The 23202-nt window shown below is 54.5% G+C and carries 22 protein-coding genes; 14 read left to right on the forward strand and 8 right to left on the reverse strand.

Annotated features, from left to right (window positions below; genetic code table 11):
* Nucleotides 1-14: 14 nt before the first annotated feature.
* From WBY09_RS02575 to hemC, 4 genes are read right to left on the reverse strand one after another with little or no spacing between them, the layout of a single operon-like run.
* The gene (locus WBY09_RS02575) at nucleotides 15-1439 is read right to left on the reverse strand and encodes a heme biosynthesis protein HemY (RefSeq protein WP_286792720.1); all 1425 of its coding nucleotides are present in this window, start codon (nucleotides 1437-1439) and stop codon (nucleotides 15-17) included.
* On the reverse strand, nucleotides 1436-2950 hold the full coding sequence (locus WBY09_RS02580) for a COG4223 family protein (RefSeq protein ID WP_336231896.1): 1515 nt from the start codon (nucleotides 2948-2950) through the stop codon (nucleotides 1436-1438). The genes WBY09_RS02575 and WBY09_RS02580 overlap by 4 nt, the downstream gene beginning before the upstream one ends.
* 57 nt (nucleotides 2951-3007) lie before the next feature.
* Complete coding sequence (locus tag WBY09_RS02585; RefSeq protein ID WP_286792722.1) at nucleotides 3008-3715, reverse strand: uroporphyrinogen-III synthase; 708 nt, start codon at nucleotides 3713-3715, stop codon at nucleotides 3008-3010.
* Between the two features lie 36 nt (nucleotides 3716-3751).
* On the reverse strand, nucleotides 3752-4696 hold the full coding sequence (gene hemC / locus WBY09_RS02590) for a hydroxymethylbilane synthase (RefSeq protein ID WP_286792723.1): 945 nt from the start codon (nucleotides 4694-4696) through the stop codon (nucleotides 3752-3754).
* A 289-nt stretch (nucleotides 4697-4985) separates the two neighbouring features.
* Here hemC and tsaD point away from each other — a divergent pair, with 289 nt between their 5' ends.
* The 5 genes from tsaD (at nucleotide 4986) to WBY09_RS02615 (ending at nucleotide 8247) form a co-directional block, all read left to right on the forward strand.
* Complete coding sequence (gene tsaD / locus WBY09_RS02595) at nucleotides 4986-6044, forward strand: tRNA (adenosine(37)-N6)-threonylcarbamoyltransferase complex transferase subunit TsaD (RefSeq protein ID WP_008888586.1); 1059 nt, start codon at nucleotides 4986-4988, stop codon at nucleotides 6042-6044.
* A 68-nt stretch (nucleotides 6045-6112) separates the two neighbouring features.
* Nucleotides 6113-7117 (forward strand): NAD(P)H-dependent glycerol-3-phosphate dehydrogenase, encoded by a 1005-nt coding sequence (locus WBY09_RS02600; RefSeq protein ID WP_197146215.1) that lies wholly within the window; start codon nucleotides 6113-6115, stop codon nucleotides 7115-7117.
* A gap of 102 nt (nucleotides 7118-7219) precedes the next feature.
* Entirely contained in the window at nucleotides 7220-7498 is a 279-nt protein-coding gene (locus WBY09_RS02605) for a YciI family protein (RefSeq protein WP_197146214.1), read from the forward strand.
* 3 nt (nucleotides 7499-7501) lie between these two features.
* Nucleotides 7502-7915 (forward strand): EVE domain-containing protein, encoded by a 414-nt coding sequence (locus WBY09_RS02610; RefSeq protein ID WP_336231897.1) that lies wholly within the window; start codon nucleotides 7502-7504, stop codon nucleotides 7913-7915.
* A complete protein-coding gene (locus tag WBY09_RS02615) occupies nucleotides 7912-8247 on the forward strand; it encodes a Rieske (2Fe-2S) protein (RefSeq protein WP_197146212.1) in 336 nt (111 codons plus the stop codon). Before WBY09_RS02610 ends, WBY09_RS02615 begins: the two co-directional genes overlap by 4 nt.
* 38 nt (nucleotides 8248-8285) lie before the next feature.
* Here WBY09_RS02615 and WBY09_RS02620 read toward each other — a convergent pair whose 3' ends face one another.
* Nucleotides 8286-9095 carry an alpha/beta hydrolase gene (locus WBY09_RS02620; RefSeq protein ID WP_336231898.1) on the reverse strand — a complete coding sequence of 270 codons (810 nt, stop codon included), beginning with the start codon at nucleotides 9093-9095 and terminating at the stop codon, nucleotides 8286-8288.
* A gap of 57 nt (nucleotides 9096-9152) precedes the next feature.
* Here WBY09_RS02620 and WBY09_RS02625 point away from each other — a divergent pair, with 57 nt between their 5' ends.
* The 4 genes from WBY09_RS02625 to WBY09_RS02640 all read left to right on the forward strand — a co-directional run bounded on the left by WBY09_RS02625 (nucleotide 9153) and on the right by WBY09_RS02640 (nucleotide 12593).
* Complete coding sequence (locus WBY09_RS02625; protein ID WP_197147746.1) at nucleotides 9153-10367, forward strand: glycosyltransferase family 4 protein; 1215 nt, start codon at nucleotides 9153-9155, stop codon at nucleotides 10365-10367.
* Complete coding sequence (locus tag WBY09_RS02630; RefSeq protein ID WP_371810682.1) at nucleotides 10364-11398, forward strand: glycosyltransferase family 9 protein; 1035 nt, start codon at nucleotides 10364-10366, stop codon at nucleotides 11396-11398. The genes WBY09_RS02625 and WBY09_RS02630 overlap by 4 nt, the downstream gene beginning before the upstream one ends.
* Before the next feature lie 222 nt (nucleotides 11399-11620).
* On the forward strand, nucleotides 11621-12136 hold the full coding sequence (gene infC / locus WBY09_RS02635; RefSeq protein ID WP_008888578.1) for a translation initiation factor IF-3: 516 nt from the start codon (nucleotides 11621-11623) through the stop codon (nucleotides 12134-12136).
* Between the two features lie 52 nt (nucleotides 12137-12188).
* Nucleotides 12189-12593: a response regulator gene (locus WBY09_RS02640; protein ID WP_008888577.1), complete on the forward strand. Its 405-nt coding sequence runs from the start codon at nucleotides 12189-12191 to the stop codon at nucleotides 12591-12593.
* Nucleotides 12594-12656: 63 nt separating this feature from the next.
* Here WBY09_RS02640 and WBY09_RS02645 read toward each other — a convergent pair whose 3' ends face one another.
* On the reverse strand, nucleotides 12657-13607 hold the full coding sequence (locus tag WBY09_RS02645; protein ID WP_197146211.1) for an AEC family transporter: 951 nt from the start codon (nucleotides 13605-13607) through the stop codon (nucleotides 12657-12659).
* A gap of 253 nt (nucleotides 13608-13860) precedes the next feature.
* On the opposite strand from WBY09_RS02645, the gene rpmI reads away from it, so the two are divergent.
* The 4 genes from rpmI (at nucleotide 13861) to pheT (ending at nucleotide 18030) form a co-directional block, all read left to right on the forward strand.
* Nucleotides 13861-14058, forward strand: coding sequence for a 50S ribosomal protein L35 (rpmI, locus tag WBY09_RS02650; RefSeq protein ID WP_008888575.1), 198 nt, complete (start codon nucleotides 13861-13863; stop codon nucleotides 14056-14058).
* 17 nt (nucleotides 14059-14075) lie between these two features.
* Nucleotides 14076-14432 carry a 50S ribosomal protein L20 gene (gene rplT / locus WBY09_RS02655; protein ID WP_008888574.1) on the forward strand — a complete coding sequence of 119 codons (357 nt, stop codon included), beginning with the start codon at nucleotides 14076-14078 and terminating at the stop codon, nucleotides 14430-14432.
* 114 nt (nucleotides 14433-14546) lie between these two features.
* Nucleotides 14547-15617, forward strand: coding sequence for a phenylalanine--tRNA ligase subunit alpha (gene pheS, locus WBY09_RS02660; protein WP_197146210.1), 1071 nt, complete (start codon nucleotides 14547-14549; stop codon nucleotides 15615-15617).
* A gap of 4 nt (nucleotides 15618-15621) precedes the next feature.
* Entirely contained in the window at nucleotides 15622-18030 is a 2409-nt protein-coding gene (pheT, locus tag WBY09_RS02665) for a phenylalanine--tRNA ligase subunit beta (protein WP_336231899.1), read from the forward strand.
* Nucleotides 18031-18110: 80 nt separating this feature from the next.
* Here the strand turns inward: pheT and WBY09_RS02670 are convergent, their stop codons facing one another.
* Nucleotides 18111-18584 (reverse strand): hypothetical protein, encoded by a 474-nt coding sequence (locus tag WBY09_RS02670; RefSeq protein WP_197146208.1) that lies wholly within the window; start codon nucleotides 18582-18584, stop codon nucleotides 18111-18113.
* A 100-nt stretch (nucleotides 18585-18684) separates the two neighbouring features.
* Nucleotides 18685-20760: a sensor histidine kinase gene (locus WBY09_RS02675; protein WP_197146207.1), complete on the reverse strand. Its 2076-nt coding sequence runs from the start codon at nucleotides 20758-20760 to the stop codon at nucleotides 18685-18687.
* Between the two features lie 533 nt (nucleotides 20761-21293).
* Between WBY09_RS02675 and lepA the strand changes: the two genes are divergently transcribed.
* The gene (lepA, locus tag WBY09_RS02680) at nucleotides 21294-23099 is read left to right on the forward strand and encodes a translation elongation factor 4 (protein WP_064780089.1); all 1806 of its coding nucleotides are present in this window, start codon (nucleotides 21294-21296) and stop codon (nucleotides 23097-23099) included.
* The last annotated feature ends 103 nt before the right edge of the window (nucleotides 23100-23202 follow it).

The raw sequence follows: 23202 nt of genomic DNA on the forward strand, positions 1-23202 counted from the left end.
ATCAGAACGAAACATCAGGCTTGGACGGTTGCCTTGCCATCTTTGGCGTCATCCGAGTCTGTATCCTGATCAATCAGGACGCCAGTTTGTGTAATCGCAGATGGTTTTGCGGTTTCCGGTTTTGCGGTTTCCTTGGCGGCGTCATCTTGATGAACACGAAGCGGTGCGCGCCAGTCGACACTGCCAAACGAATGACAGGACGGGCAGGAAACAACCCAGCGGTCAGTTTCGGCTCCACAGGCCCCGCAACGCCAATCCGGATCCGGGTTGGCGTGGCTTGCCTTGATCAGCAACTCACGGGCCTTCGCGCCATCCTGATTTTCACGCAATTCAAGATCGGCCAACAGCCGGTAATGCCGGGCTTCGGCCTTGGTGGCCTTGGCCTTTTCAAGGTTGCCGCGCGCAATACCCCAAAGATCGGCTTCAAGCGCTGCTTCGGCCAGAACAATCTGGCTTTCGACATGACCGGGGTTGGTCGCGACGAGTTTTTCGACCGCTTTGACTTTTGCCAACGGATCGCCGGTCAGCGTTTCACGGAAAATCGCACCCAATGCCGCCGACGGGGCTGTGCGCCAGCTTTGCATCACAACGTCGCGTGCCTTGCTATCCTGTTTCAGATCACGATAGAGCCCGGCCAGAAGCACTGCCGCACCGGTGAAATCGGGTGCAGAATTCAGCGCCTTGCGCAAAAGCTTGGTGGCTTCTGCGTTTTCGCCCTCGGCAATCGCGTCTTCTGCCTTGGCCGTGATCAAAAGCGCCCGGCGATGTGTCAGTTCGTTTTCGCTAAAGACGGCGGCCTTTTCTGCATCAACCAACAGGCTAAGCGCCCGGTCCCAGCGTCTTGAGGTCAGCAGCAAGTCAAACAGTGTAACGATGACCGCCGGATTGCGTGGACGCAGACGGTGTGCCCGTTCGGCATAATCAAGGGCGGCTTCGCGGTCATTGGACTTCAACGCCAATTGCAAAAGGCCCCTCAGCCCAAAGAATGCGGAGTCGGGTTTTTCCAGCATGGCTTCAAACTGGCGCTTGGCGGCGTCATTATTGCCGTCCAATTCTGCCGCCTGTGCTGTCAAAAGCCGGGTCAGGGTATCGTCTTCAAGATACCGGTCGACCGCACGGGTATGTTTCAGCGCCTGGCGCACGTCTCCTGACGCCAGTTCCAGCAATCCCATGGTCAGGGCTTGCTGGCCTTTCTTGCGGCGGCGGCTGCCCAGCAGACGGCCAAGCCAGCCCGGCGAATTGGCAATGATTGTCCAGCCGCGCCACAGCAGGACGAGCACGGCGGTTAGCGCCAAAAGGCCCAGCGCGACCATGCCGATCGATCCATCAAAGCGATATCCTAGCCAGACAATCGTCATGCGGCCCGGATTATCGGCAAACCAGACGGTGCAGAAAACCAGTGCTGCCGTAATAAGGATAAATATCAGAAGGCGGATCATTGACTGCCCTCCGAACTGGTACTGGTCAGAATGGTAATCGCGTGTGAACTCAGAGTCGCAATTGCCTGATTAAGGGTCTGACGGTTTTCGGCAGCCTCAAGCCAGTCACTTACCGCGGCCGCAGCGTGATCGCCTTCTATACCCTGAAGGGCGGCAACAGCGGCATCAAGATCATCCTGCGCCAACGCGTTTTCCGCCAGAACCAGACGACCTTCAAGCGACTCTTCGCCTGCGGCATCAACACGCCGGATCGGGACCAGCTTTTTGATGTTCGCCCAAGTTGCATCAAGGACACTGCCCGAATGATCATCGGTGGCGGCCGCAACTGCTTCCTGTGCCATCACCGGGAAAGACTGACGCAGTTTTTCAAGGGTCGGTGCACCTTGATCTGCCAACGGTTTCAGGGTTGCGATCTGTTCTGCAATGACTGCGTCATCGCCTGCACTACGTTCAAGCTGGTTCAGCGCAATGACAAACGGGCCGCCACGCTGAAGGGCATCACGCAGAATGGTCACGGCCATGGCAATGGCCTGACCGCGGCTTTCAACCCGCAGGCCGCTGGTCGCGCGGATTTCTTCCTCCATGGTCGACAGGCGGGCAGACAGCTCGCGCATTTCATTGGCAACACCAGCCAGTTCGCTTTCGACCCGTGCCAGCTCCTCAATCGGGGCGGTACGGGTTTCGATCTCTGCCATGCGACGTGCAACCGTGTTGTTCAGCGTATCGCCGCGTTCGTTGTTCAGACGTTCGCGCAGAGCATCAATCGTCCCTTCCAAACGCGACAGGCGTTCGGTCAGGTCCGGATCAATGACAACAGATCCATCCGGGATGGGCTGGGAGTTCGCGGTCGAGGCGCTTTCATCCGTAACAGTCGGAAGCATCCCCTCGGTCGCCAACACGCCGTCATCCTTTTCGGCCATGGCGGCATCTTCGTTGGGGGCCGGAGGCGTTGTACCATCAGATGAACCATTGTCTGACGGGGTGTTGTTGACTGTAATCTCGCTGCCATTGGTCGCATCCGGGCCGTAGCCCTCAGGTGCGATTTCGGCAAGAATGTCGCTTGGTACATACTGGGTCAGAACCGGTTCTGCATCGCGCCACCAGATTGCGCGTGTCAGCCAGCCTGCTGCCAGGGCACCGACGATAATGATCACAAACAAAAACAGCGCTTTGCCACCGCCGCTTTTCTGTTTTGCGGGCGCGCTCGATTTCGCTGCCGATGACTTTTTATCGTCACCGGGTTTGGTGTCGGATTTTGACGTGCCAGTTGCTGCGGTAGTTGTGCTGCTTGCGGTTTTGTCCGCAGGGCTGCCGTCCTTTTTCGCGGTGGTGTCACCAGATTTGACCGTACCTGAGTTTGGCACGCTGGATTTGGCATTTGTGCCGGTATCGGCCGCTTTGGCCGACGATTTCGCATTGCCTTTGCTATCTACGGAAATGGTGTCGGACGACTCTTTGGTGTCGGCCGATTTTGCGGAAGCATTGGTTTTTGGCGTTTCTGGTGTTTTCACGATCAGACCATTGCAGTTTGCGGTTATTCCCAAGACGGCGTCAGGCGCAGGAAGCCATTACGACAGGGACCCTAGCTCGGAAAGAAGGTATTCTTGTGTCGGTTGTGATGCAACGCGTGTTCTATACCATGTAAGATCGGATATCTTCGATTGCACCGCCGGACTTAGGCAAATCGCGCTTGTTCCGGAAAAGTCTCTTTCCAGCTTATAGCTGCGGACCAGCTTAACAAAGGTTTCCGCAGTGCGGGGAGAGAAAAATAAAACAGCTTCAATATGATGATTGCGAAGCGCCTCTAAAACGTCTTCTGGGAACGAATTGCTTTCGCGTGCTTCATAAACGGTTTGCCGATCGACGTCATATCCATCAGCCAAAAGCATCTGGCCAAGATCACCCGCCGTTTTACGCGCGGCTGGATGGAATAGTGGTCCATGTGCGGGATCAACTTTTTTGCGAATTAACGCTGCCAGATCGTTGATGTCACCATTTGCCGAACAAACATCATCAAAGCCAAATGTGGCGCACGTTCTGGCTGTCGCGTCGCCAACACAATAGGCCGGAAGCGACCGATCCCCGGTCAGTTTGGCAAATGCCCGGGCCCCGTTCGCCGATGTGAAAATTACTGCTTGGTATTTCTTGATATCAAGCGGGCTTGTCGGCACCGGAAAGGTAATATTCAGCATTGGCGCCGACAGGTGACGATAGCCGCGCTTATCAAGTGCTGCCAAAAGGTCGGCAGAGTCGGTATCGGGCCGGGTATTTAGCACCAAGGGTCCCATCTGCGTCCCAGTCTGTTACCAAGATCAGGCGGAAATGAAGTCCGGTCCGCCACGTTGCTTGAGTTCTTCACCGGCGTCCGTGCCAGCCGCCATCGCTGTTGCGATATCCGGTTTGGCGATCATGCGCTCGGTATCAAGGCGTTCGCTGCCGTCCGGGCGCACAATCGATACACGCAGGCGCAGGCTGCCATCATCCTGAAACTCGGCCAGTGCTGCAATCGGGGTGCGGCATGATCCATCAAGTGCCTTAAGCGCTGCACGTTCTGCTGCCACGCGAATGGCAGAGGTTTCGCAATGAAGTGCAGCAAGCCAGTTTTTGCACTGTGCATCATCTTCGCGGACGGTAATGCCGATGGCGCCTTGCGCAACCGCTGGCAACATATCGTCTTCTGAAATCGGGGCTGTGGCGATGTCAGGCTGCCCCAAACGGTTCAGGCCCGCCATTGCCAGAAGCGTGGCATCAACCTGTTCTTCGCTGAGTTTGCGCAAACGGGTTTGCACATTCCCGCGGAATGTCACGACCTTGAGGTCGGGATATTTGTTCAGGATCATGGCCTGACGACGAAGGCTGGCCGATCCGATCACGGACCCGGCGGGCATTTCGGCAAAGCTTTTATATTTCAGCGAAATAAATGCATCACGAACATCTTCGCGTGGCAAAATGGTTGGCAGGATCATGCCATCGGGCAGAACAGTTGGCACATCCTTCATGCTGTGAACAGCAAGGTCGATCTCGCCACCCAGAAGGGCATCATCGATTTCCTTGGTAAACAGTCCCTTGCCGCCGATTTCCGACAAGGCACGATCCAGGATCTTGTCGCCGGTTGTGGTGATCACGGTGACGGCAATTGCGCCTTCTTCGGCAAGTTCCGGATGGGCATTTGCCAGTTTGTCACGGACCTCATGCGCCTGTGCCAAAGCGAGGGGCGAACCGCGGGTACCGATGCGAAGTTTTGCTGTATCTGTCATGAGTGAAGTCTTAGTCTTAAAACTGTTTAAAAACAAGGTCTGCGGGCAGCCTATTACCACCGGCAAAAGGCTGAATTTTCGGTTATTGTAATCGCTCGAAACTGGGCTGCATTGATTTAGGTCGCGGTTCAAAATCTTCGCTGCCTTGGTGAAGCGCGATAACTGCATATGGCACTTGCGCTGCACGGGGGTGGAAAGCGCAGGAACTTTCCGCTACATCATCGTCACACCTGTAATAGGATTCCGATTGCCGTCCGTGTCGGCAGAGTTGGTAAAACGGATCAGGATCATGATCGTTCTGGGTATCGAAACAAGCTGTGATGAAACGGCCGCTGCTGTCGTGAACGACAAGCGCGAAATTCTGGCAAACCGTGTGTTGTCCCAGCTTGACGATCATCGACCCTATGGCGGGGTGGTGCCGGAAATTGCGGCACGTGCCCACCTTGAACATCTTGATCGTCTGGTGGCCGAGGCCATGGATGATGCCGGTGTTGATTTTGATGATCTTGATGCCGTTGCCTGCACCGGGGGGCCGGGGCTGATCGGTGGCGTGATGGTTGGTACCATGACGGCCAAGGCGATTGCCTTTGCCGCCCAAAAACCGTTCCTTGCCGTCAATCATCTGGAAGGTCACGCGCTGACTGTGCGTTTGACCGACGACGTCGCATTTCCCTATCTGCTGTTGCTGGTGTCCGGTGGTCATTGTCAGGTCCTGATTGTCGAGGGTGTTGGCAAATACAAGCGCATCGGCACCACCATTGATGACGCGGTCGGCGAGGCGTTTGACAAAACCGCCAAGATGATGGGGCTTGGTTATCCCGGTGGTCCGGCGCTTGAAAAGATTGCCGCCAAGGGTGATCCGAACCGGTTCGGTTTGCCGCGCCCATTACGTGGAAGGCCGGGGTGCGATTTCTCCTTCTCGGGTCTAAAGACAGCTGTTCGGACTTATCTTGATGGCTTTCCGGTCGAACAACAAACAGATGAGGTCAAAGCCGACCTTGCCGCATCTTTCCAGCGCGCGGTGGGTGATACCCTGATTGATCGCGCGCGCAATGCCGTGTTTGAATTCATGCGCGATTACCCCGGTGGCAAAACGCTGGTGCTTGCCGGTGGGGTTGCGGCCAACAAGTATCTGCGTGGGCGTCTTGTGGAACTGACCGATCAGGCCGGGATGGAACTGGTCGCACCGCCGCTTCATCTTTGCACCGACAATGCAGCGATGATTGCATGGGCCGGTCTGGAGCGGTTTCGTTTGGGTGAGCGCGATGATCTTGATTTCAAGCCGCGTCCGCGCTGGCCACTGGATCCTGAGGCCCCCAAACGCCCGGGTGCCGGGGTCAAGGCGTAAGGCCCATCCAGCGTGTTTGACGTATTTGCCGATCCTCGAAACAACTTCATTTTTGCCGGACAAACATCATGAAAAAGCGCATTACAGTTGTGGGTGGCGGTGCTTGGGGAACGGCTCTGGCTGTTCAGGCTGTGCGGGCCGGTGAAGACGTTGAACTGATTTTGCGCAACGAAGAACTGGCCGACCGGATCAACACCAAAGGTGAGAACGATCTTTACCTGCCGGGTGTCGAGCTTCCGGGAGCCTTGCGCGCAACCACACATTACGAAGGCCTGCGTGATTCTGATGCGGTTTTGCTGGTGACACCTGCGCAGCATTTGCGCGAAACCCTGATCAAATTGTCATCGCATTGGCCAGATCAGCTTCCGGCGGTAATTTGCTGCAAGGGGATTGAAAAGGAAACTGGTGCGCTGATGGCACAGGTCGTTTCTGAAACCCTTGGAAACGTGCCGGTGGCGGTCCTTTCGGGGCCGACTTTTGCCAAGGAGGTTGCAATCGGCCTGCCAGCCGCAATCACGCTGGCCTGTGAAGATCGTGCCCTGGGTAAACGCCTGGTCGAGTTGATCGGCACGCCGGAATTCCGTCCCTATTTCAGTACCGATGTCGCTGGTGTTGAGGTGGCTGGTGCGATCAAGAACGTTCTGGCGATTGCCAGTGGCGTGGTGGCCGGACTGAAATTGGGTGATAACGCTCGTGCAGCCCTGATTACCCGTGGTATTGCCGAAATGTCGCGTCTGGCGGTTGCCATGGGTGGCCGGGTTGAAACCATGCTGGGCTTGGCCGGCCTTGGTGACTTGACCCTGACCTGTACCGGGACGTTATCACGCAATTACACCTTTGGTGTTGCGCTGGGCGAAGGCCGCAAGGCACAGGACATTCTGGCCGAACGCCGGTCCGTGACCGAAGGCGTGCATACCGCGGCATCCATCACCGCCGTCGCCAGCAAATATGGTGTGGAAATGCCGATCTGTGCGGCGGTTGATCAGGTCGCCAATCACGATGCGGATCTGCGTAGCACGATCAATGCCCTGTTGCAGCGCCCGTTCCGTGATGAGCTTGAAAACGCCGATTAAATTCTGGCCTTGTGGTTGTTGACCGCGCAGTTCGGCTTGAGAATGCGCGGGGCTTCTGTCAATTTATGGATATTGAACCCATAAAGAAGCAGGAAACCGTTCATGCATTTCTACATCCGTTGTGTTGACAAGCCCGGCCACCTTGATGTGCGCAAGGCCAATCGCGAAGACCATCTGGCCTATATCAAAGGCGGTTTTGCTGATCGCATTGTCGCAGCTGGTCCGACCCTTGATCCCGACATGGAAGGCATGAACGGCTCGGTCTTTATCATCGAGTTTGATGCCATCGAAGATGCGCGCGAATTTGCTGCCAATGATCCTTATTCCAAGGCTGGCCTGTTCGAATCCGTTGTTATTCGTCCGTTCAAGAAGGTCTTCTGATCCATGGCGTATTGGCTGGTCAAAACCGAACCGGGAAGCTGGTCGTGGGACGATCAGGTCAAGAAGGGTGTCGAAGGCTGGGATGGTGTGCGTAACCATCAGGCAGCGAAGAACCTGCGCGCGATGAAAATCGGCGACAAGGCGTTCTTTTATCACTCGGTGAATGAAAAACGCATTGTCGGGATTGTTAAAGTGGTGCGCGAATATTACCCGGATCCGACCGACGAAAAGGGCAAGTTTGTTCAGGTTGATTTCGAAACGGTCAAACCGTTGAAAACGCCAGTGAACCTTGCCGATATCAAGGCTGATCCGCGCTTTGCCGATCTCGCCCTGCTCAAACAATCACGATTGTCTGTCATGCCGATTGATGACGCGTCTTGGGCGGCGATCTGCGAGATGGGCGGGGTCGATCCATGAGTGATTTGCCTGCGCCCGGCACGGTGCTTTGTGCGCTCAGCGATCTCGATGCTACTGGTGCCAAGGGTCTTAATCTCGGTGGTACCGGTATTTTCGTTGTCCGCAGTGGTGACGAGGTCTTTGGCTATATCAACAGCTGCCCGCATATCGGTGTGCCGTTGGATATGGAACCGGATGAATTCATCAGCGACTTTGGCGATGAAATCATCTGTTCAACTCATGGCGCACGCTTTCGCATCGAGGATGGCGAATGCGTTTCAGGTCCGTGCACGGGCGATGCGCTTGAACCGGTTGCGGTGAAAATAAAAGGCGATCAGGTCGTTCTGGCCTGATCGTCTGCCGTACCCGAAATTGATGCAAAGACGGCGACTTACCTTACCGTCTTTGCGATCACTTCGTCGATATGCTTGGTGATCACGTCAAGCTGATCTGGCTTCGAAAGCCGATGATCGCCGGTCTTGATCAAATCCACGCGGACATCCTCAGATACCAGCGCCTCGGTCAGGCGGATCGCTGTCTGCCATGGCACATCCGGGTCCTGCATACCCTGAACCAGCTGGACCGGGCATTTCAGATCAATCCGCTTGCGCAATAAAAGCTGATTGCGGCCATCCTCAATCAGATCGCGAGTGATCGTATAAGGATCATCACCGTATTCGGTCGGTTCGATCAGCGCTCCTTCATCCATAATCGTGTTTTTCTGTTCTTCGCTGAACTGCGCCCACATCAGGTCTTCGGTAAAGTCAGGAGCAGCGGCGATGCCAACCAATCCGGCAATGCGTTCCGGTCGGGCGAGGGCTGCGAGAAGCATGATCCAGCCGCCCATCGAAGAACCGACAAGAATCTGTGGGCCGGAGGTGATTTCATCAAGAACTGCAATGGCATCACGTGCCCACTGACCGATGGTGCCATCGGCAAATTTGCCCGACGATTGTCCGTGACCAGTGTAATCAAAGCGGGTATAAGCCACCCCCTGCCGAATGCAGTGCGCCTCAAGGTGGGTTGCCTTGGTGCCGGTCATGTCTGACATGAACCCGCCGAGAAACATTACACCGGGTGTATTGTGCACCTGTACGTCAGATGGCTTGCCCGGCACGTGATGGTATGCGATTTTTAAACCATCTGGACGGTTGAGATATTCGGGCTTTTCAGGCTGTGGCGTTGGCAGGTCATGGGTCATCCGGGGCGTATGTCCTTGGGTGTTGATGGTTGGAGTTGCATGAGCGCGTCAGAAGTAATGACAGAAACAGTCTATCGATCAGAGCCCCAAGCGCAAGGTGGGGACTATCGGCCTGCCGTTATTTTACAGGTGCTTCCCGAACTTGATGCAGGTGGTGTGGAGCGCGGCACGGTTGATATCGCGCGCGCTATTGTCGATGGCGGTGGCAAGGCACTTGTCGCATCCCAAGGCGGTCGGCTCGAACGCGAACTTGATCGGTTTGGTGCCAAGCACATCACCCTGCCGCTTAAATCAAAGAATATTCTGACCATGCGCAAGAATATCGATGCTTTGGTCAAGCTGATCCGTGAAGAGGGTGTTGATATCATTCATGCCCGATCGCGTGCCCCGGCCTGGAGTGCGTATTTTGCGGCGCGCAAGACCGGCATTCCGTTTGTGACGACCTTCCACGGCACCTATTCAGGATACAACAACCCGTTCAAGCGTCGCTATAACGCGATCATGACCATGGGTGATCAGGTGATTGCGATTTCCAAGCACATCGCCAATCACATCAACAAATATTACAAGGTCGATCCGGATCGTCTCAATATCGTCCCGCGTGGGACGAATGTTGATTTGTTCAATCCGGAAAATGTCAGTCAGGAACGCCTGATTGCGCTTTCCAACCAATGGCGTTTGAATGGTGAGGAATATGTCATCATGTTGCCGGGGCGTATCACGCGCTGGAAGGGGCATGGTTTCCTGATAAAGGCACTGCCGGCCGTTCTTGAGGCACTTGGACACCGGAAGGTTCGCTGTTTGATTGTTGGATCCGATCAGGGCCGCACAGGCTATCGCGAAGAGGTCTTGCAGATCACGCATAAGCTGGGTCTTGAGGATGTTGTGCACATTGTAGACCACTGCAACGATATGCCAGCAGCATACATGCTTGCTGATGTCGTGGCCTGTCCGTCAACTCAGCCGGAGGCTTTTGGTCGTATCCCCTCTGAAGCGCAGGCAATGGGGCGGCCAGTTGTTTCTACGGCGCATGGCGGGGCGATGGAAACTGTACTGCCCGGCGAAACTGGTTGGCTCGTAAGTCCAGGCAAGGTTGATCAACTGTCCCGTGCTTTGGTTCAGGTTCTTAGCCTGACACCTGAAAAGCGCGCCAAGTTGGCGATAAAGGGACGGGATCATGTGATTGCAGAATTCTCTTTGGAACAAATGGCTGAGCGGACACTAAATGTCTATGCCAAGGCGCTGAAACGGGTCATCGGGAACGCCGCATGACCGACAATAAAACCGAAAGCATGTCCGTGAATCCTGATGATTTCTGGGTTGATGAACAGCCTGTGGAAGGGACGGAAGAGTCCAAGCGCAAACGCATACTTGTCATCAAACTTTCTGCGCTTGGCGACGTTGTCTTGGCGATGGGTCCGTTTGCGGCCATCCGTGCCGCCCATCCAGATGCGCATATCACGGTGCTGACCACGCGGCCTTATGTTGATCTGATGAAGGCCAGCGGATTTTTTGATTCGATCGCTATCGACCGTCGCCCAAAACTGATTCAAGTGCGTGAAGTCTTGGCGCTGCGACGCTTTCTTCGGAACGGTAATTTTGACCGGGTTTATGATCTGCAGACGTCCGACCGGACCGGCTTTTATTATAAACTGTTTTGGCCAGGACCCAAGCCGGAATGGTCAGGGATTGCGAGTGGGTGCTCTCATCCACATGCCAATCCTGAGCGCTCAAATATGCATACGATTGATCGGCATGCGGACCAGCTCGCTGATGCCGGTATCAAGGATGTTCCAGCACCATACATTTCAGGGCCCGATATAGACCTAGACCGATTTGGCATTCGAAGCCCGTTTGTTCTGATCTGCCCAGGTGGCGCACCACACCGTCCGGCGAAACGCTGGCCGGCTGAGCGGTTCGGTCTTCTTGCCAAGAAACTGGCAGACTATCGGTTGACCCCGGTTCTGATCGGAACCGATAGTGAAGCAGATGTTCTGAACCGGATTGATCAGATGTGCCCCAAGGCACGCAATCTGATGGGGCGTACCGGGTTTCTTGATATTGCATCGCTTGCAGCGCGTTCGGTTCTGGCAATCGGCAATGATACCGGTCCGATGCATATCGCCGCCGCGGCCGGTGCACCGTCAGTGGTTTTGTTTTCACGTGAGTCCGATCCAAAGCGCTGTGCACCCCGCGGGCACGCTCCTAATGCAGTCAGTATTATACGCGAGAGTGATCTGCGAGAATTGACGGTAAACCGGGTGATGGATGTCATTCGTGAGCGCCTTGATCTCACCGACTAGGATTGCAGGATTTGTTTGATTTGGCGATCTCGGACAAAGGCGCGGAAAATGGCGCTTTGAGGGCGCTGTAATTGCCTAAAATCATTGCTTTCTGAACGCACGTGGATATGCTAGGTCAGGTTTCAAGGAAAACATCCCTGAACGTCCTTGCGTGTTTTTCTGTTTCTAACCGATTTGTTTGATGACCATAGGAGATTATCCATAGCACGACCACGCAAACCGATGCAGCCGACCAAGGAAGGTCCGCGCGTCAATGAGGATATCAAAGCCCGTTCCATCTGTGTTGTTGACTCTGAAGGCAACATGTCCGACCCGATGACGGTGCGTGAAGGCATTGAAATGGCAGCGGAAGCTGGACTTGATCTTGTCGAAGTCGCTCCGAATGCCGAGCCGCCAGTTTGCAAGCTGATTGATTACGGCAAGTTCAAATACGAACAAAGCAAGAAGCAGAACGAGGCCAAAAAGAAACAGAAGGTTATCGAGGTCAAGGAGATCAAACTCCGTCCGAACATCGATATCCATGACTACAACGTCAAACTGCGTGCTGCGCAGAAGTTTCTTGGCGGTGGAGACAAGGTGAAAGTCACGTTGCGTTTCCGCGGACGTGAGATGGCTCACCAGGACCTCGGTCTTGGCATGCTTCAGCGTTTTTCGGGGGACCTTGAGGACCTCGCAAAACCGGAGATGATGCCAAAGATGGAAGGCCGTGTTATGATTATGGTACTGGCGCCGCGTTAAGACGCGGCGTTTTGCCTTTTTACCCCAAGGTTCAAGCCAAAGAGGGAATGCCATGCCAGTCGGAAATGATCTTTTGATCGTGGGCGTCGATGATGACCCCAAAAGTCTGGTTCTTCTGAAACGAATCGTCGAAAGCGGCGGGTTCACGTTTCAGGGTGTTTCCTCTGGCAAGGATCTTCTTAAACTTCTCAAGACCAAACGTCCGCGCATCATCCTGATGGATATCATGATGCCTGACATGAACGGGTTCGAGACCGCGATCAATGTCCGGACCCAGTTCCCCGATCTGGCCTGTGCAATCATTTATGTCACGGCGCGACAGGGTGAAGAGGATCTGCGGGGTGGTGTTGCCGCCGGCGGCAATGATTTCGTCCTGAAACCGATCAATCGCGAAAAACTGATGAGCCGAATCGAAAAATGGATCGGTCGGGCGCATACCATCAAGACAGCAATCTGACTGCGGCTGAGAGCCTAATTGTGTTTTGGCCATTCTTTCTGATCTCAGGCCGCTATGGCCCTTTCAATGGCCAAGCCACCCGACAACCGTCTCGATATAGACCGAGAAGATAGAAAAGCTGACCACGCCAAGTGCGGTGGTCACCAGCACGATCGAGGAACTTCGCACGATATAACGGTCATAGGTCGTTGCTATCACGAACACATTTCCCGCTGTCGGAAGAGCTGCCAGTAACAAGACGGCCTTTGTTTCAAGTCCGCTTGCTGAGCCAACAATCCAAAACCCGATAAATACCGCAATCGGATGCACAATCAGTTTGGCAACCGACATGGTGGCAAGTTCGGCGCGCTTTTCGGCAATCGGTCGCCCAACCAGCGCAACGCCAATGGCAAACAATGCCGCCGGGCCAGCACTTTGCCCCAACAAGTCCAGCAAGTAGTCAACGCCGTCGGGCCAATCAAGATCAAGCAAACTTGCAAGCACACCGATGATAATTGCAAGGACAACCGGGTTCGTCAGGGTACCTCTTATGATCTTGCCTGTCGGATTGCTGCCCTTGGCGTGCTTTGTCCCTTCCAGCAACAAAAGCGAGAGCGGCAACATCACAATCAAATCAACTGCAAGCGCGACAATCAGCGGCACAGTCGCCAGAGGGCCAAGCAGCCCGATGATCAGCGGAAGCCCCATGAAGCCGACATTGCCCATGGTTCCGGCAAAGGAAAACAGCGTCTGGCTGGCCGTATCAAGATGGAACACGCGCGAGGCGATGAGCCGCGAAATGCCATAAACCACAAGAGTACCACCGCCATAGGCGAGGATGATGTCAGGCTGCCAAATCTCTGACGGGCTTCGGGTTGCAAGTGCCTTGAACAACAGGGCGGGCAGCGCAAAATAGAACACAAACCCGTTGATGCCGCGCATCCCGTCGGGTGATACGATCTTGAACTTACCGCCAATCCAGCCAAGGCCGATCAGTGCAAAGAATGGCAAAATGATTGATGTGATTTGCGACATGTGATCAGTCAGATGGCAAAATGCGCGATGATGGATTAGGTCTGAAAAAGTGGTGCCTGCGCACAATGGCGGCTCAATGTCCCAAAAAGCAAGGGGAAAGGGCTGAATTGGCCCTTGAAAAAGGTAAAGTCGGAGTCTATAACCACCCGTCCCCAAAACAGGTGGTGAGGCTGGAAGGTTTATATAGATCCTTCAGGGCATGCCCAGCCGCCGTAGGGGATTTCGTTTTCATTGCTTTTGCAAGGATAGAAAAATGCCCAAGATGAAGACCAAAGCGAGTGCGAAAAAACGCTTTCGCCTGACCGCCAGCGGGAAAGTCCGTCACAACGTGGCAAACAAGCGCCACCTTCTGACTGCGAAACCGACCAAGATGAAGCGCCAGGCACGTGGCACGGAGATCCTCTGTGACGCAGATGCCCGCATCGTCAAAAAATTCCTGCCGTACGGTTAAGGTTGAAGGAGAGTTAAATGGCTCGTGTAAAAGGGGGCGTGTCTTCACACGCTCGTCACCGCAAGGTTATTAAGGCTGCCAAGGGTTACCGCGGTCGCCGCAACAATACTTTCCGCACCGCCGTTCAGGCTGTGGAAAAAGGTCTGCAGTATGCATACCGCGATCGTCGCGTTAAGAAACGCCAGTTCCGTTCGCTCTGGATTCAGCGTATCAACGCTGGCGCACGTGAGAACGGTCTGAGCTATTCCCAGTTCATGAATGGCCTGAAAAAGGCTGGTGTTGAACTGGACCGTAAGGTTCTTGCCGACATCGCAGTGCGTGAGCCGGAAGCTTTCAAAGCTCTGGTCACCCAGGCGCAGGCTGCACTGGACTGATAAACCTTTGTAAAAAGGTTTCATCGGCACTTGCCTGATTTGATCAGGGGCGGCCATATTGGCCGTCCCTTTTCTTTTTGTGATTTTTAAACCCAAGCCAAAGCGTCGGAAGTTATGGAAAACATCGAAGCATTGCGCGAAGAGGTTCTGGCGGAAGTCGAAAAGGCAGCGGATCTGACCGCGCTTGAAGACGTCCGCATCAGCGCCCTTGGCAAGAAAGGCCGCATTACCGGCCTGATGAAAAACCTTGGCAAGATGGACCCTGACCAGCGTCGTGAATTTGGTCAGACGCTTAATGCCGTCAAGGACCAGGTCGCTGGCGCAATCGAAACCCGTAAAACTGCCCTTGAGGATGATGCCCTCGAGGCGCGTCTGTCGGGCGAGCGGATTGACGTCACCCTGTCCTCGCGTCCGGATGAAACCGCGGGCCGCATTCACCCGATCAGCCAGACGATTGATGAAATCGTCTCGATCTTTGGCGAAATGGGATTTGCACTGGCCGAAGGCCCGGATGTTGAAGACGACTTCCATAACTTTACCGCACTGAACATTCCGCCGGAACATCCCGCGCGTGAAATGCAGGACACCTTCTATCTGCCCGAACAGGAAGATGGTTCGCGCCTTGTGCTGAGAACGCACACCTCGCCGGTGCAGATTCGGACCATGCAGTCGAAAACCCCGCCGATCCGCATCATTGCGCCGGGTCGTACCTATCGATCTGACAGCGATATGACCCATACGCCGATGTTCCACCAGGTCGAAGGTCTGGTGATCGACAAGAAGACACACATGGGTCACCTCAAGGGCTGTCTGCTTGAGTTCGTCAAAACCTATTTCGAACTTGATGATGTGCCGGTCCGCTATCGTCCAAGCTTCTTCCCGTTCACCGAGCCGAGTGCCGAAATGGATATCGGTTGTTCGCGCAAAGGTGGGGAGCTCAAGATTGGTGAAGGCGACGACTGGCTGGAAATTCTTGGCTGCGGCATGGTTCATCCGCGCGTGCTTAGCGCCTGTGGCCTTGACCCCGAAGAATATCAGGGCTTTGCCTTTGGTATGGGGATCGAACGTATCGCCATGCTGAAATACGGTATTCCTGATCTTCGCACCTTCTTCGATACCGATCTGCGCTGGCTGAAACATTATGGTTTCGTGCCGCTGGATGTACCGAACATGGTAAGGGGCTGAGATTATGAAATTCACACTGAATTGGCTGAAACAGCACCTTGATACCGATGTGTCGATTGAGGTGGTTGCAGAAAAACTGACCGATATCGGTCTTGAAATCGAAGGCGTGACCGACCGCGCGGCAGCCCTTGCCGACATCCGTGTCGCCCACATTGAAGAAGCCGGCCAGCATCCCGATGCTGATCGCCTGAAGCTTTGCCGCGTTAATACCGGCGAGAAGATCATTCAGGTCGTTTGTGGTGCGCCGAATGCCCGTACGGGACTTAAGGTCGCACTGGCACAGCCGGGCGCGATCATTCCGATTGATGGCTCAAAACTCAAGCCTGGCAAAATCCGTGGTGTCGAAAGTCAGGGCATGATGTGCTCCACCCGTGAGCTCTGCCTTGGTGAAGACCATGACGGCATCATCGAACTGCCTGAAGATGCCGAAATCGGTGCGCCGGTTGCGTCTGTCCTTGGTGCGGATGATCCGATCCTTGAAATCGGCCTGACGCCGAACCGCCCGGATTGTACCGGTGTTCGCGGGATCGCCCGCGATCTGGCGGCTGCGGGCATCGGAACGCTTAAGGCCGATCCGCGCCAAGAGCCGGTCACTGGTGCGTTTGACAGCCCGATTGGCGTTACGATCAGCAGCGATATTGCCACCAATAATGCGGTTCCGGCCTTCTATGGCCGTTACATCCGTGGTGTGAAAAATGCTGAAAGCCCGGAATGGCTGAAAGCCCGTCTGGAAGCCATCGGTCTGCGTCCGATTTCCGCACTGGTGGATATCACCAACCTAGTAACTCATGACCTTGGTCGTCCACTGCATGTGTTTGATGCCGACAAACTGTCAGGTGATATCAATGTGCGTTATGCGACCAGTGGTGAAAAGATCGCAGCCCTTGATAACAAGGAGTACGAACTTTCCGACTCCATGGTGGTGATTGCCGATCAGGCAAAGGCACTGGGCATTGGTGGTATTATCGGTGGCGAAGAAACTGGTTGCCTTGAAGAAACGACCAATGTGTTTGTCGAATGCGCGCTGTTCGATCCGATCAGCATTGCCAAGACCGGTCGTAAGCTTCAGATCAATTCGGATGCGCGCTATCGGTTTGAGCGTGGCGTTGATCCGCAGTCGGTTGCCTGGGGCATGGAAGTTGCCACCCATCTGATCACCGAGATCTGCGGGGGTGAAGTATCCCATGTCGTCAAGGCGGGCGAAGTACCAAATCCGCGCAACGCCTTTGATCTGCGCATTGATCGTATTCGTGAGCTGGGCGGCGTTGCAGTTGAAGCAGATCGTGCGATTGAAATCCTGAAATCTCTGGGCTTCGAGGTTAGTGGTTCTGCACCGGTTATTAACGCCGTCGCACCGACCTGGCGTCCGGACATCATCGGTGAAGCCGATCTGGTCGAGGAAGTCCTGCGCATTGTCGGTTATGACAAAATCCCGACTGTCCCGCTGGAACGTGAAACCAGCTTGCCGGTTCCGGCCTTGTCGCCGTTCCAGAAACGCGTTGGTCTGACCCGCCGCGTTCTGGCATCGCGCGGTCTTTATGAAACCGTGACTTGGTCATTTACCGACTCGCGTTGGGCCAAACTGTTTGGTGAACTCAAAGACGGTCTGTATCTGGCCAACCCGATCAGTTCCGATCTGGATATCATGCGTCCGAACGCCCTGATCAACATGATTGCGGCGGCCGGTCGTAACCAGGCCCGTGGTTTTTCCGATCTGGCGCTGTTTGAAGTTGGTCCGGAATTCTTTGGCGATCAGCCGGGCGATCAGCGTCTGGTGGCCGCAGGCTTGCGTTCCGGTGCAACAACTCCGCGCAGCTGGACCGGTTCACGCCGTGATGTCGACGTGTTTGATGTTAAGGCCGATGCCGAAGCCCTGATCGAAGCACTGGGTACCAGTGCCGCCAATGTTCAGGTCAATACCGATGGTGCGCCGGAATGGTATCACCCGGGCCGTTCGGCAGCCCTGCAGCTGGGTCCGAAAAATGTTCTGGGCTATTTCGGCGAATTGCATCCAAAAGTGCTTAAGGCACTTGGCGTCAAAGGCAGCGTTGTGGCGTTTGAACTGTTTGTTGAAAATGTTCCTAGCCCCAAGAAAAAGGGCACGGCCCGTCCGGCTTTGAACGCTTCAAGCTTCCAGTCGGTCGAACGCGACTTTGCCTTCCTGCTTGATGAAGGCGTGAAGGCCGAGGCGATCATCAAGGCCGCCAAAGGTGCCGATCGTAATCTGATCACTGATGTGACGATCTTTGATCTTTATGCCGGCAAGGGGATTGAGGATGGCAAGAAGTCACTCGCCTTCTCGATCACGCTGCAGCCGACCAAGGCAACCCTGACCGAAGAAGAAATTGAAGCGGTCTGCAAAAAGGTTGTCGAAGCGGTTGAGAAAGCCACAGGTGGCTCTCTGCGCGCCTGATCTTTCGCCAAAGATACGAAATAAAAACGGGCTGCCCAACATTGGTGCAGCCCGTTTTGTTTTTGGGGTATCGGTCAAATTTACCGACCGGGGCGTTTGCGCAGGATGGCGTATTCGTCCTCATCCAGATCAAGCGCGATCAGATCCGGCCCATTGGTAAAGACATGCCATTCCATATCGGTGTCGTCGCATTCGATGGTCAGCTGATCGACCATGCTGTTCCATTCACAACGTTCACGATCATCATCGGCTTCCAGTCGACCTGTACCATCGTCATAAAGATGCATGACCAGAATCTGCTCGTCCTCGTCAATTGAATAGACGGCATATGTTTCGTTTGCAAAACGGTAATTGATTTCTGCCCCATCCAGCCGGCGCCAACCCCGCGGCAGCGGTTCGCCCGGTTCATGTTCGGCGAAGTAATAAGCCAGTTTCTGCATGTGGCTGTCATTCATGGTGCGCATATCCGATCCACATGCGCTGAGCGCCAAAAGGCCCAGCATCACCGGAACAGATTTGAATACAGGGCGGGACAGGATCATGGTTTTGAACATCTAACGCTCCATAACAGGCACAGGGCAGCTTTTACCTGTCTGCCCGTCTAACTCTCAGTCTCAAGCAATATGCTTGCCATGCTCCCATGTGCTGAGACGTTTAAGGATTGTTTTGCCCAATGCGTGATGCCTCGGCGTGGTAAACCCGAAGCGTAAAGATGATGGTCGTGCCCGGGTCACTGAGCGGTCGGCTGGTATCAAGCCAGATGCGGCCGCCATGCTGTTCAACGATCTTGCGGCACAGAGACAGGCCAAGTCCCGTTCCGGAAAACTCGTCCTTATGCAGGCGCTGGAACAGGCGGAAAATCCGTTGTGCATGCTCGGGGTGAATGCCAATGCCGTTATCGCGGACCGAAAAACGCCAATAGTCGCGCATCACCGGGTCTGGTTCGACCGTGATGGATATATGCGGTGATACGCCGGGTCGGCGATACTTGATGGCATTGGATAAAAGGTTCTGGAACAGCCGCGACAGGGCAATCCGGTCACCTTTGACCGTCGGAAGATCGTCATGGGTGATGGTGGCATGTTCACGGCCAATCACGTCCTTGAGGTCCGCTTGCGCCTCGTTGAGCACCTGATTGCAGTCAATCGGTGCGAAATCTTCGCGCGTTCCGGTCTTGGCATATTCAAGCAGGTGGCTGATCAGCTTGTGCATGCGCTTGGCACCATCGACGGCAAAATCGATATATTCATCGGCTTCCTGATCGAGGCTGCCACTGTAACGCTGCTTGAGAAGTTGCGTATAGCTGGCAACCATGCGCAGCGGCTGCTGCAGATCGTGGGACGCCACATAGGCAAATTGTTCGAGGTCTTCGTTGCTGCGCTTGAGCTGATCAAGTGTATCGCGCAGCTTGTTGGCATTTTCGACAAACTCCGTCACATCACGCGCGCTGCAAAAGATCATCTCGTCAAACGGGCCCACGCAATGCCACGCCAGCCAGCGAACATTGCCCTTGCGGTCGAGTACGCGCAGGATTGATTTGCCATCACTGATCGTCGCAGTACCGTTTTTCTGGCGCATCGCCGTCATCGCGGTTTGTTGGTCCTCGGGAACAAACAGCATAAAGAAAGGTTTGTTGACGATGTCATGCACCGGCAACCCCATCAGCTCTTCCAAGGCAGGGCTAAACCCCTTAAGGATGCCGTCCTGATTGACCACAATGGCCGGTTCCGGCGTATGGCGAAGGTAGGTTTCAAACGGATGGCACAGTTCCTGTTGGGCCGCAGTTTCCAGAAGCAAAACCGAAATAAATTCCCGATTGTCTTCGCTATAGCGATGCGCCATCAGATAGAAACGCTGCATCTGGTTTTTGGCAGTGTGGATATCGACCATGGTGCCAATCCGGGCATCCTGCCAGACATTGTCAATCAGCGGTCCGCGAAGCTTTGTGCGGGATTCCGATGACAACCGGTCAAGAAAATCCGTCATGGTTGGTTCGATGTTTTCGGCTGTCGGACCAAGGATTTCCGGCCAGTTCAGTTGCGCTGTCAGTTTTCCGTCGGTGGTCTCCACCGGCCAGCTGATCACGGCACAGCCGCATTCCGCCAGGGTATTTTCCGTGTCGCTGAAATGTTCGGCAAGATGGGCAGCACGCATGTGCTGTCGTTTGAGGCGATGCCATAACCAGACCGCCAGGCCACAAAGAATGGTCATCGCCATGACAAACATCAGCGCATGCAGGATAAAAGCATCGCGCCAGTTATTCAAAAGCGCGCTGCGCGGCGTATAGGCCACCACGATCCGGTCGATTTGTGGCAGTTTGCTATAAGCCAGAACCATGACTTCGCTGCTGTGAACACAGACCAGGGAATCGCGATCAGTTTGTTGGGTGCTGATATAGTCGCCCAGATCGCCGATCAGATGCGGCGGGATAAAGCCCTTGATCTGGTTAAGCTGGTTATCAAGCAGCCCAACGGTAATGTCGGAATTGTCCGCCACGATCTTTTGCAGGTCGACATCATTATGAAGCAACAACATCGATCCCAACCGAAAGGCGGTTGCTTCAAGTTGGGCACTGGCGTGCTCGACCGCGCTGTCATAAAGCGTTTTCTGAATGAAAAAGAAGGAAAACAGAAGGACAAACACACCCGTCAGCGTCAAGGCGGCAAGCCGTTTGCGGAGCTTGACAAGACTGCGCCGGGACAGGGATGGCTCGATTGACATTATGAACATGTTATTGGCGTGCCCCTGCCAGACAGAGTTATGGTTTCCTCAACCTTGAAATTTAAGACCTTTTCGCGCGGTTGAAAAGGATGCAAACAAATGAATGTAAGCGTTAAAGGCCTGTTTTGTGATGCACCCGACATCTCGTGACCAAGGCCCTTAATGTGATCACGTTCCGACATGTGATGGCCGTGCCAGACTGCGGGTTCTTCACAGACGCCGTGAACATAACACAACACTTCTAATTCCGTGCAAAAACCCCTATAAACCCGCTGGTGATTGATCCGGGATATATCAGAACCGATTTCCCGAACGATGCAATGATCACGCAATGCAGGTTTTTCCGATCATGCCCTTCGCATCCGTGATGCGATAAGGCCTGATGTCGCTGCCGAAATTGGCTGGCTGACGGGGCAGGGGATATTGGAAAGAATGCGATTTGCGCGTTATGTATCAACCGGGTATCTGGTGATCACACCGTTTCGAAACAATGTGCCACGCGGCGAAATGCCAGCCAATTTTATTGCCAGAAGCAGCCAAAAATGACTGACCTTAAGAACATTCGTAACTTTTCGATCATCGCCCATATCGACCACGGTAAATCGACCCTGGCCGACCGCTTGATCCAGTTGACCGGTGGCCTGACCGAACGTGAAATGGCCGATCAGGTTCTCGATTCGATGGATATCGAACGTGAACGTGGCATCACCATCAAATCCCAGGCCGTGCGACTGAAATACACCGCCAAGGATGGGCAGGAATATACGCTCAACCTGATGGACACGCCGGGTCACGTTGACTTTGCCTATGAAGTGTCACGCTCTCTCGCGGCCTGCGAAGGGTCGCTTCTGGTGGTTGATGCCGCACAGGGTGTGGAAGCCCAGACCCTCGCCAACGTCTATCAGGCGATTGAAAACAATCACGAAATCGTACCGGTCCTGAACAAGGTTGACCTTCCAGCAGCCGAACCCGATCAGGTCAAGGAACAGATCGAAGAAGTGATTGGCATCGATGCGTCTGATGCTGTGATGATCTCGGCCAAAACCGGCTTGGGCGTGCCTGACGTGCTTGAAGCACTGGTGCACCGTCTTCCGGCGCCGACAGGTGATGCGAACGCACCGCTTGAAGTGCTTCTGGTTGATAGCTGGTATGACACCTATCTCGGTGTGATGATTCTGGTCCGCGTGAAGGAAGGCACCCTGAAAAAGGGTCAGAAAGTCCGCTTCATGAACGCCAAGGTCACCCATCAGATCGAACGCGTTGGTGTGTTCACGCCAAAGCCGCTTGCGATTGATGAAATGGGGCCGGGTGAAATCGGCTTTATCAACTGCGGTATGAAAACCGTGGCCGAATGTGAAGTCGGTGACACGATTACCGAGGAAAAACGCCCCTGCGCCAAGCCGCTGGCCGGCTTTAAGCCGTCCATCCCGGTTGTGTTCTGTGGTATTTTCCCGGTTGATACCAGTGAATATGAAGTGCTGCGCGATGCGCTTGAAAAGCTGCATCTCAATGACGCGTCCTTCCAGTTCGAACCGGAAAACTCGACCGCACTTGGTCTTGGTTTCCGTTGTGGTTTCCTGGGTCTTTTGCACCTTGAAATCATTCAGGAACGTCTTGAGCGCGAGTTCGAGCTTGATCTGATCACCACTGCACCGTCGGTGTCCTACAAGATCACGCTGAGCAAGGGCGAAGAAATCCTGTTGCATAACCCGGCTGATTTCCCGGACGTTACCAAGATCAAGGCCATTGAAGAACCATGGATCAAGGCATCGATCATGGTGCCGGACGAATATCTTGGCGGTATCCTGACCCTTTGCACCGAACGCCGTGGTGTTCAGCTTGACCTGACCTATGTTGGTAACCGCGCGATGGCGGTTTATAAACTGCCACTCAACGAAGTGGTGTTTGATTTCTATGACCGTCTGAAGTCGATTTCTCGCGGCTATGCCAGCTTCGATTACGAGATCGCGGGTTACGATGAAAGCGATCTGGTCAAGGTTTCCATCCTTGTGAACGAAGAGCCGGTCGATGCACTGGCCCTGATGGTGCACCGTTCGGCGGCTGAATATCGCGGTCGTGAGATTTGTAAGCGTCTTAAGGACCTGATCCCGCGCCAGATGTTCCGCATCGCCATTCAGGCCGCCATTGGTGGCAAGGTGATTGCCCGTGAAACCGTATCGGCGCTGCGCAAAGACGTGACGGCAAAATGTTACGGCGGTGACGTTTCGCGTAAGCGTAAGCTTCTTGAAAAACAGAAGGCCGGTAAGAAAAAGATGCGTCAGTTCGGCAAGGTCGAAATTCCGCAATCGGCCTTTATTAACGCGCTCAAGATGGGCGACGACAAGTAAGTCGAAATTACGATTTCTAAACAAAGGCTGTATCACATTGTTGATGCAGCCTTTTTTCTTTGCTGTTTTCAGAGGCTAACCTGCTGCGCTATGGATGGACGCA

The sequence above is a fragment of the Thalassospira sp. CH_XMU1458 genome (assembly GCF_037027205.1).
GTDB lineage: Bacteria > Pseudomonadota > Alphaproteobacteria > Rhodospirillales > Thalassospiraceae > Thalassospira > Thalassospira tepidiphila.

What these genes read in the sequence shown, in the direction of transcription:
- WBY09_RS02575 (WP_286792720.1), bottom strand. Translation starts at nt 1,439, where the DNA reads ATGATCCGCCTTCTGATATTTATCCTTATTACGGCAGCACTGGTTTTC.
- hemC (WP_286792723.1), bottom strand. Translation starts at nt 4,696, where the DNA reads ATGACAGATACAGCAAAACTTCGCATCGGTACCCGCGGTTCGCCCCTC.
- tsaD (WP_008888586.1), top strand. Translation starts at nt 4,986, where the DNA reads ATGATCGTTCTGGGTATCGAAACAAGCTGTGATGAAACGGCCGCTGCT.
- WBY09_RS02600 (WP_197146215.1), top strand. Translation starts at nt 6,113, where the DNA reads ATGAAAAAGCGCATTACAGTTGTGGGTGGCGGTGCTTGGGGAACGGCT.
- WBY09_RS02605 (WP_197146214.1), top strand. Translation starts at nt 7,220, where the DNA reads ATGCATTTCTACATCCGTTGTGTTGACAAGCCCGGCCACCTTGATGTG.
- WBY09_RS02610 (WP_336231897.1), top strand. Translation starts at nt 7,502, where the DNA reads ATGGCGTATTGGCTGGTCAAAACCGAACCGGGAAGCTGGTCGTGGGAC.
- WBY09_RS02615 (WP_197146212.1), top strand. Translation starts at nt 7,912, where the DNA reads ATGAGTGATTTGCCTGCGCCCGGCACGGTGCTTTGTGCGCTCAGCGAT.
- WBY09_RS02620 (WP_336231898.1), bottom strand. Translation starts at nt 9,095, where the DNA reads ATGACCCATGACCTGCCAACGCCACAGCCTGAAAAGCCCGAATATCTC.
- WBY09_RS02625 (WP_197147746.1), top strand. Translation starts at nt 9,153, where the DNA reads ATGACAGAAACAGTCTATCGATCAGAGCCCCAAGCGCAAGGTGGGGAC.
- WBY09_RS02630 (WP_371810682.1), top strand. Translation starts at nt 10,364, where the DNA reads ATGACCGACAATAAAACCGAAAGCATGTCCGTGAATCCTGATGATTTC.
- infC (WP_008888578.1), top strand. Translation starts at nt 11,621, where the DNA reads ATGCAGCCGACCAAGGAAGGTCCGCGCGTCAATGAGGATATCAAAGCC.
- WBY09_RS02640 (WP_008888577.1), top strand. Translation starts at nt 12,189, where the DNA reads ATGCCAGTCGGAAATGATCTTTTGATCGTGGGCGTCGATGATGACCCC.
- WBY09_RS02645 (WP_197146211.1), bottom strand. Translation starts at nt 13,607, where the DNA reads ATGTCGCAAATCACATCAATCATTTTGCCATTCTTTGCACTGATCGGC.
- rpmI (WP_008888575.1), top strand. Translation starts at nt 13,861, where the DNA reads ATGCCCAAGATGAAGACCAAAGCGAGTGCGAAAAAACGCTTTCGCCTG.
- rplT (WP_008888574.1), top strand. Translation starts at nt 14,076, where the DNA reads ATGGCTCGTGTAAAAGGGGGCGTGTCTTCACACGCTCGTCACCGCAAG.
- pheS (WP_197146210.1), top strand. Translation starts at nt 14,547, where the DNA reads ATGGAAAACATCGAAGCATTGCGCGAAGAGGTTCTGGCGGAAGTCGAA.
- pheT (WP_336231899.1), top strand. Translation starts at nt 15,622, where the DNA reads ATGAAATTCACACTGAATTGGCTGAAACAGCACCTTGATACCGATGTG.
- WBY09_RS02670 (WP_197146208.1), bottom strand. Translation starts at nt 18,584, where the DNA reads ATGTTCAAAACCATGATCCTGTCCCGCCCTGTATTCAAATCTGTTCCG.
- WBY09_RS02675 (WP_197146207.1), bottom strand. Translation starts at nt 20,760, where the DNA reads ATGTTCATAATGTCAATCGAGCCATCCCTGTCCCGGCGCAGTCTTGTC.
- lepA (WP_064780089.1), top strand. Translation starts at nt 21,294, where the DNA reads ATGACTGACCTTAAGAACATTCGTAACTTTTCGATCATCGCCCATATC.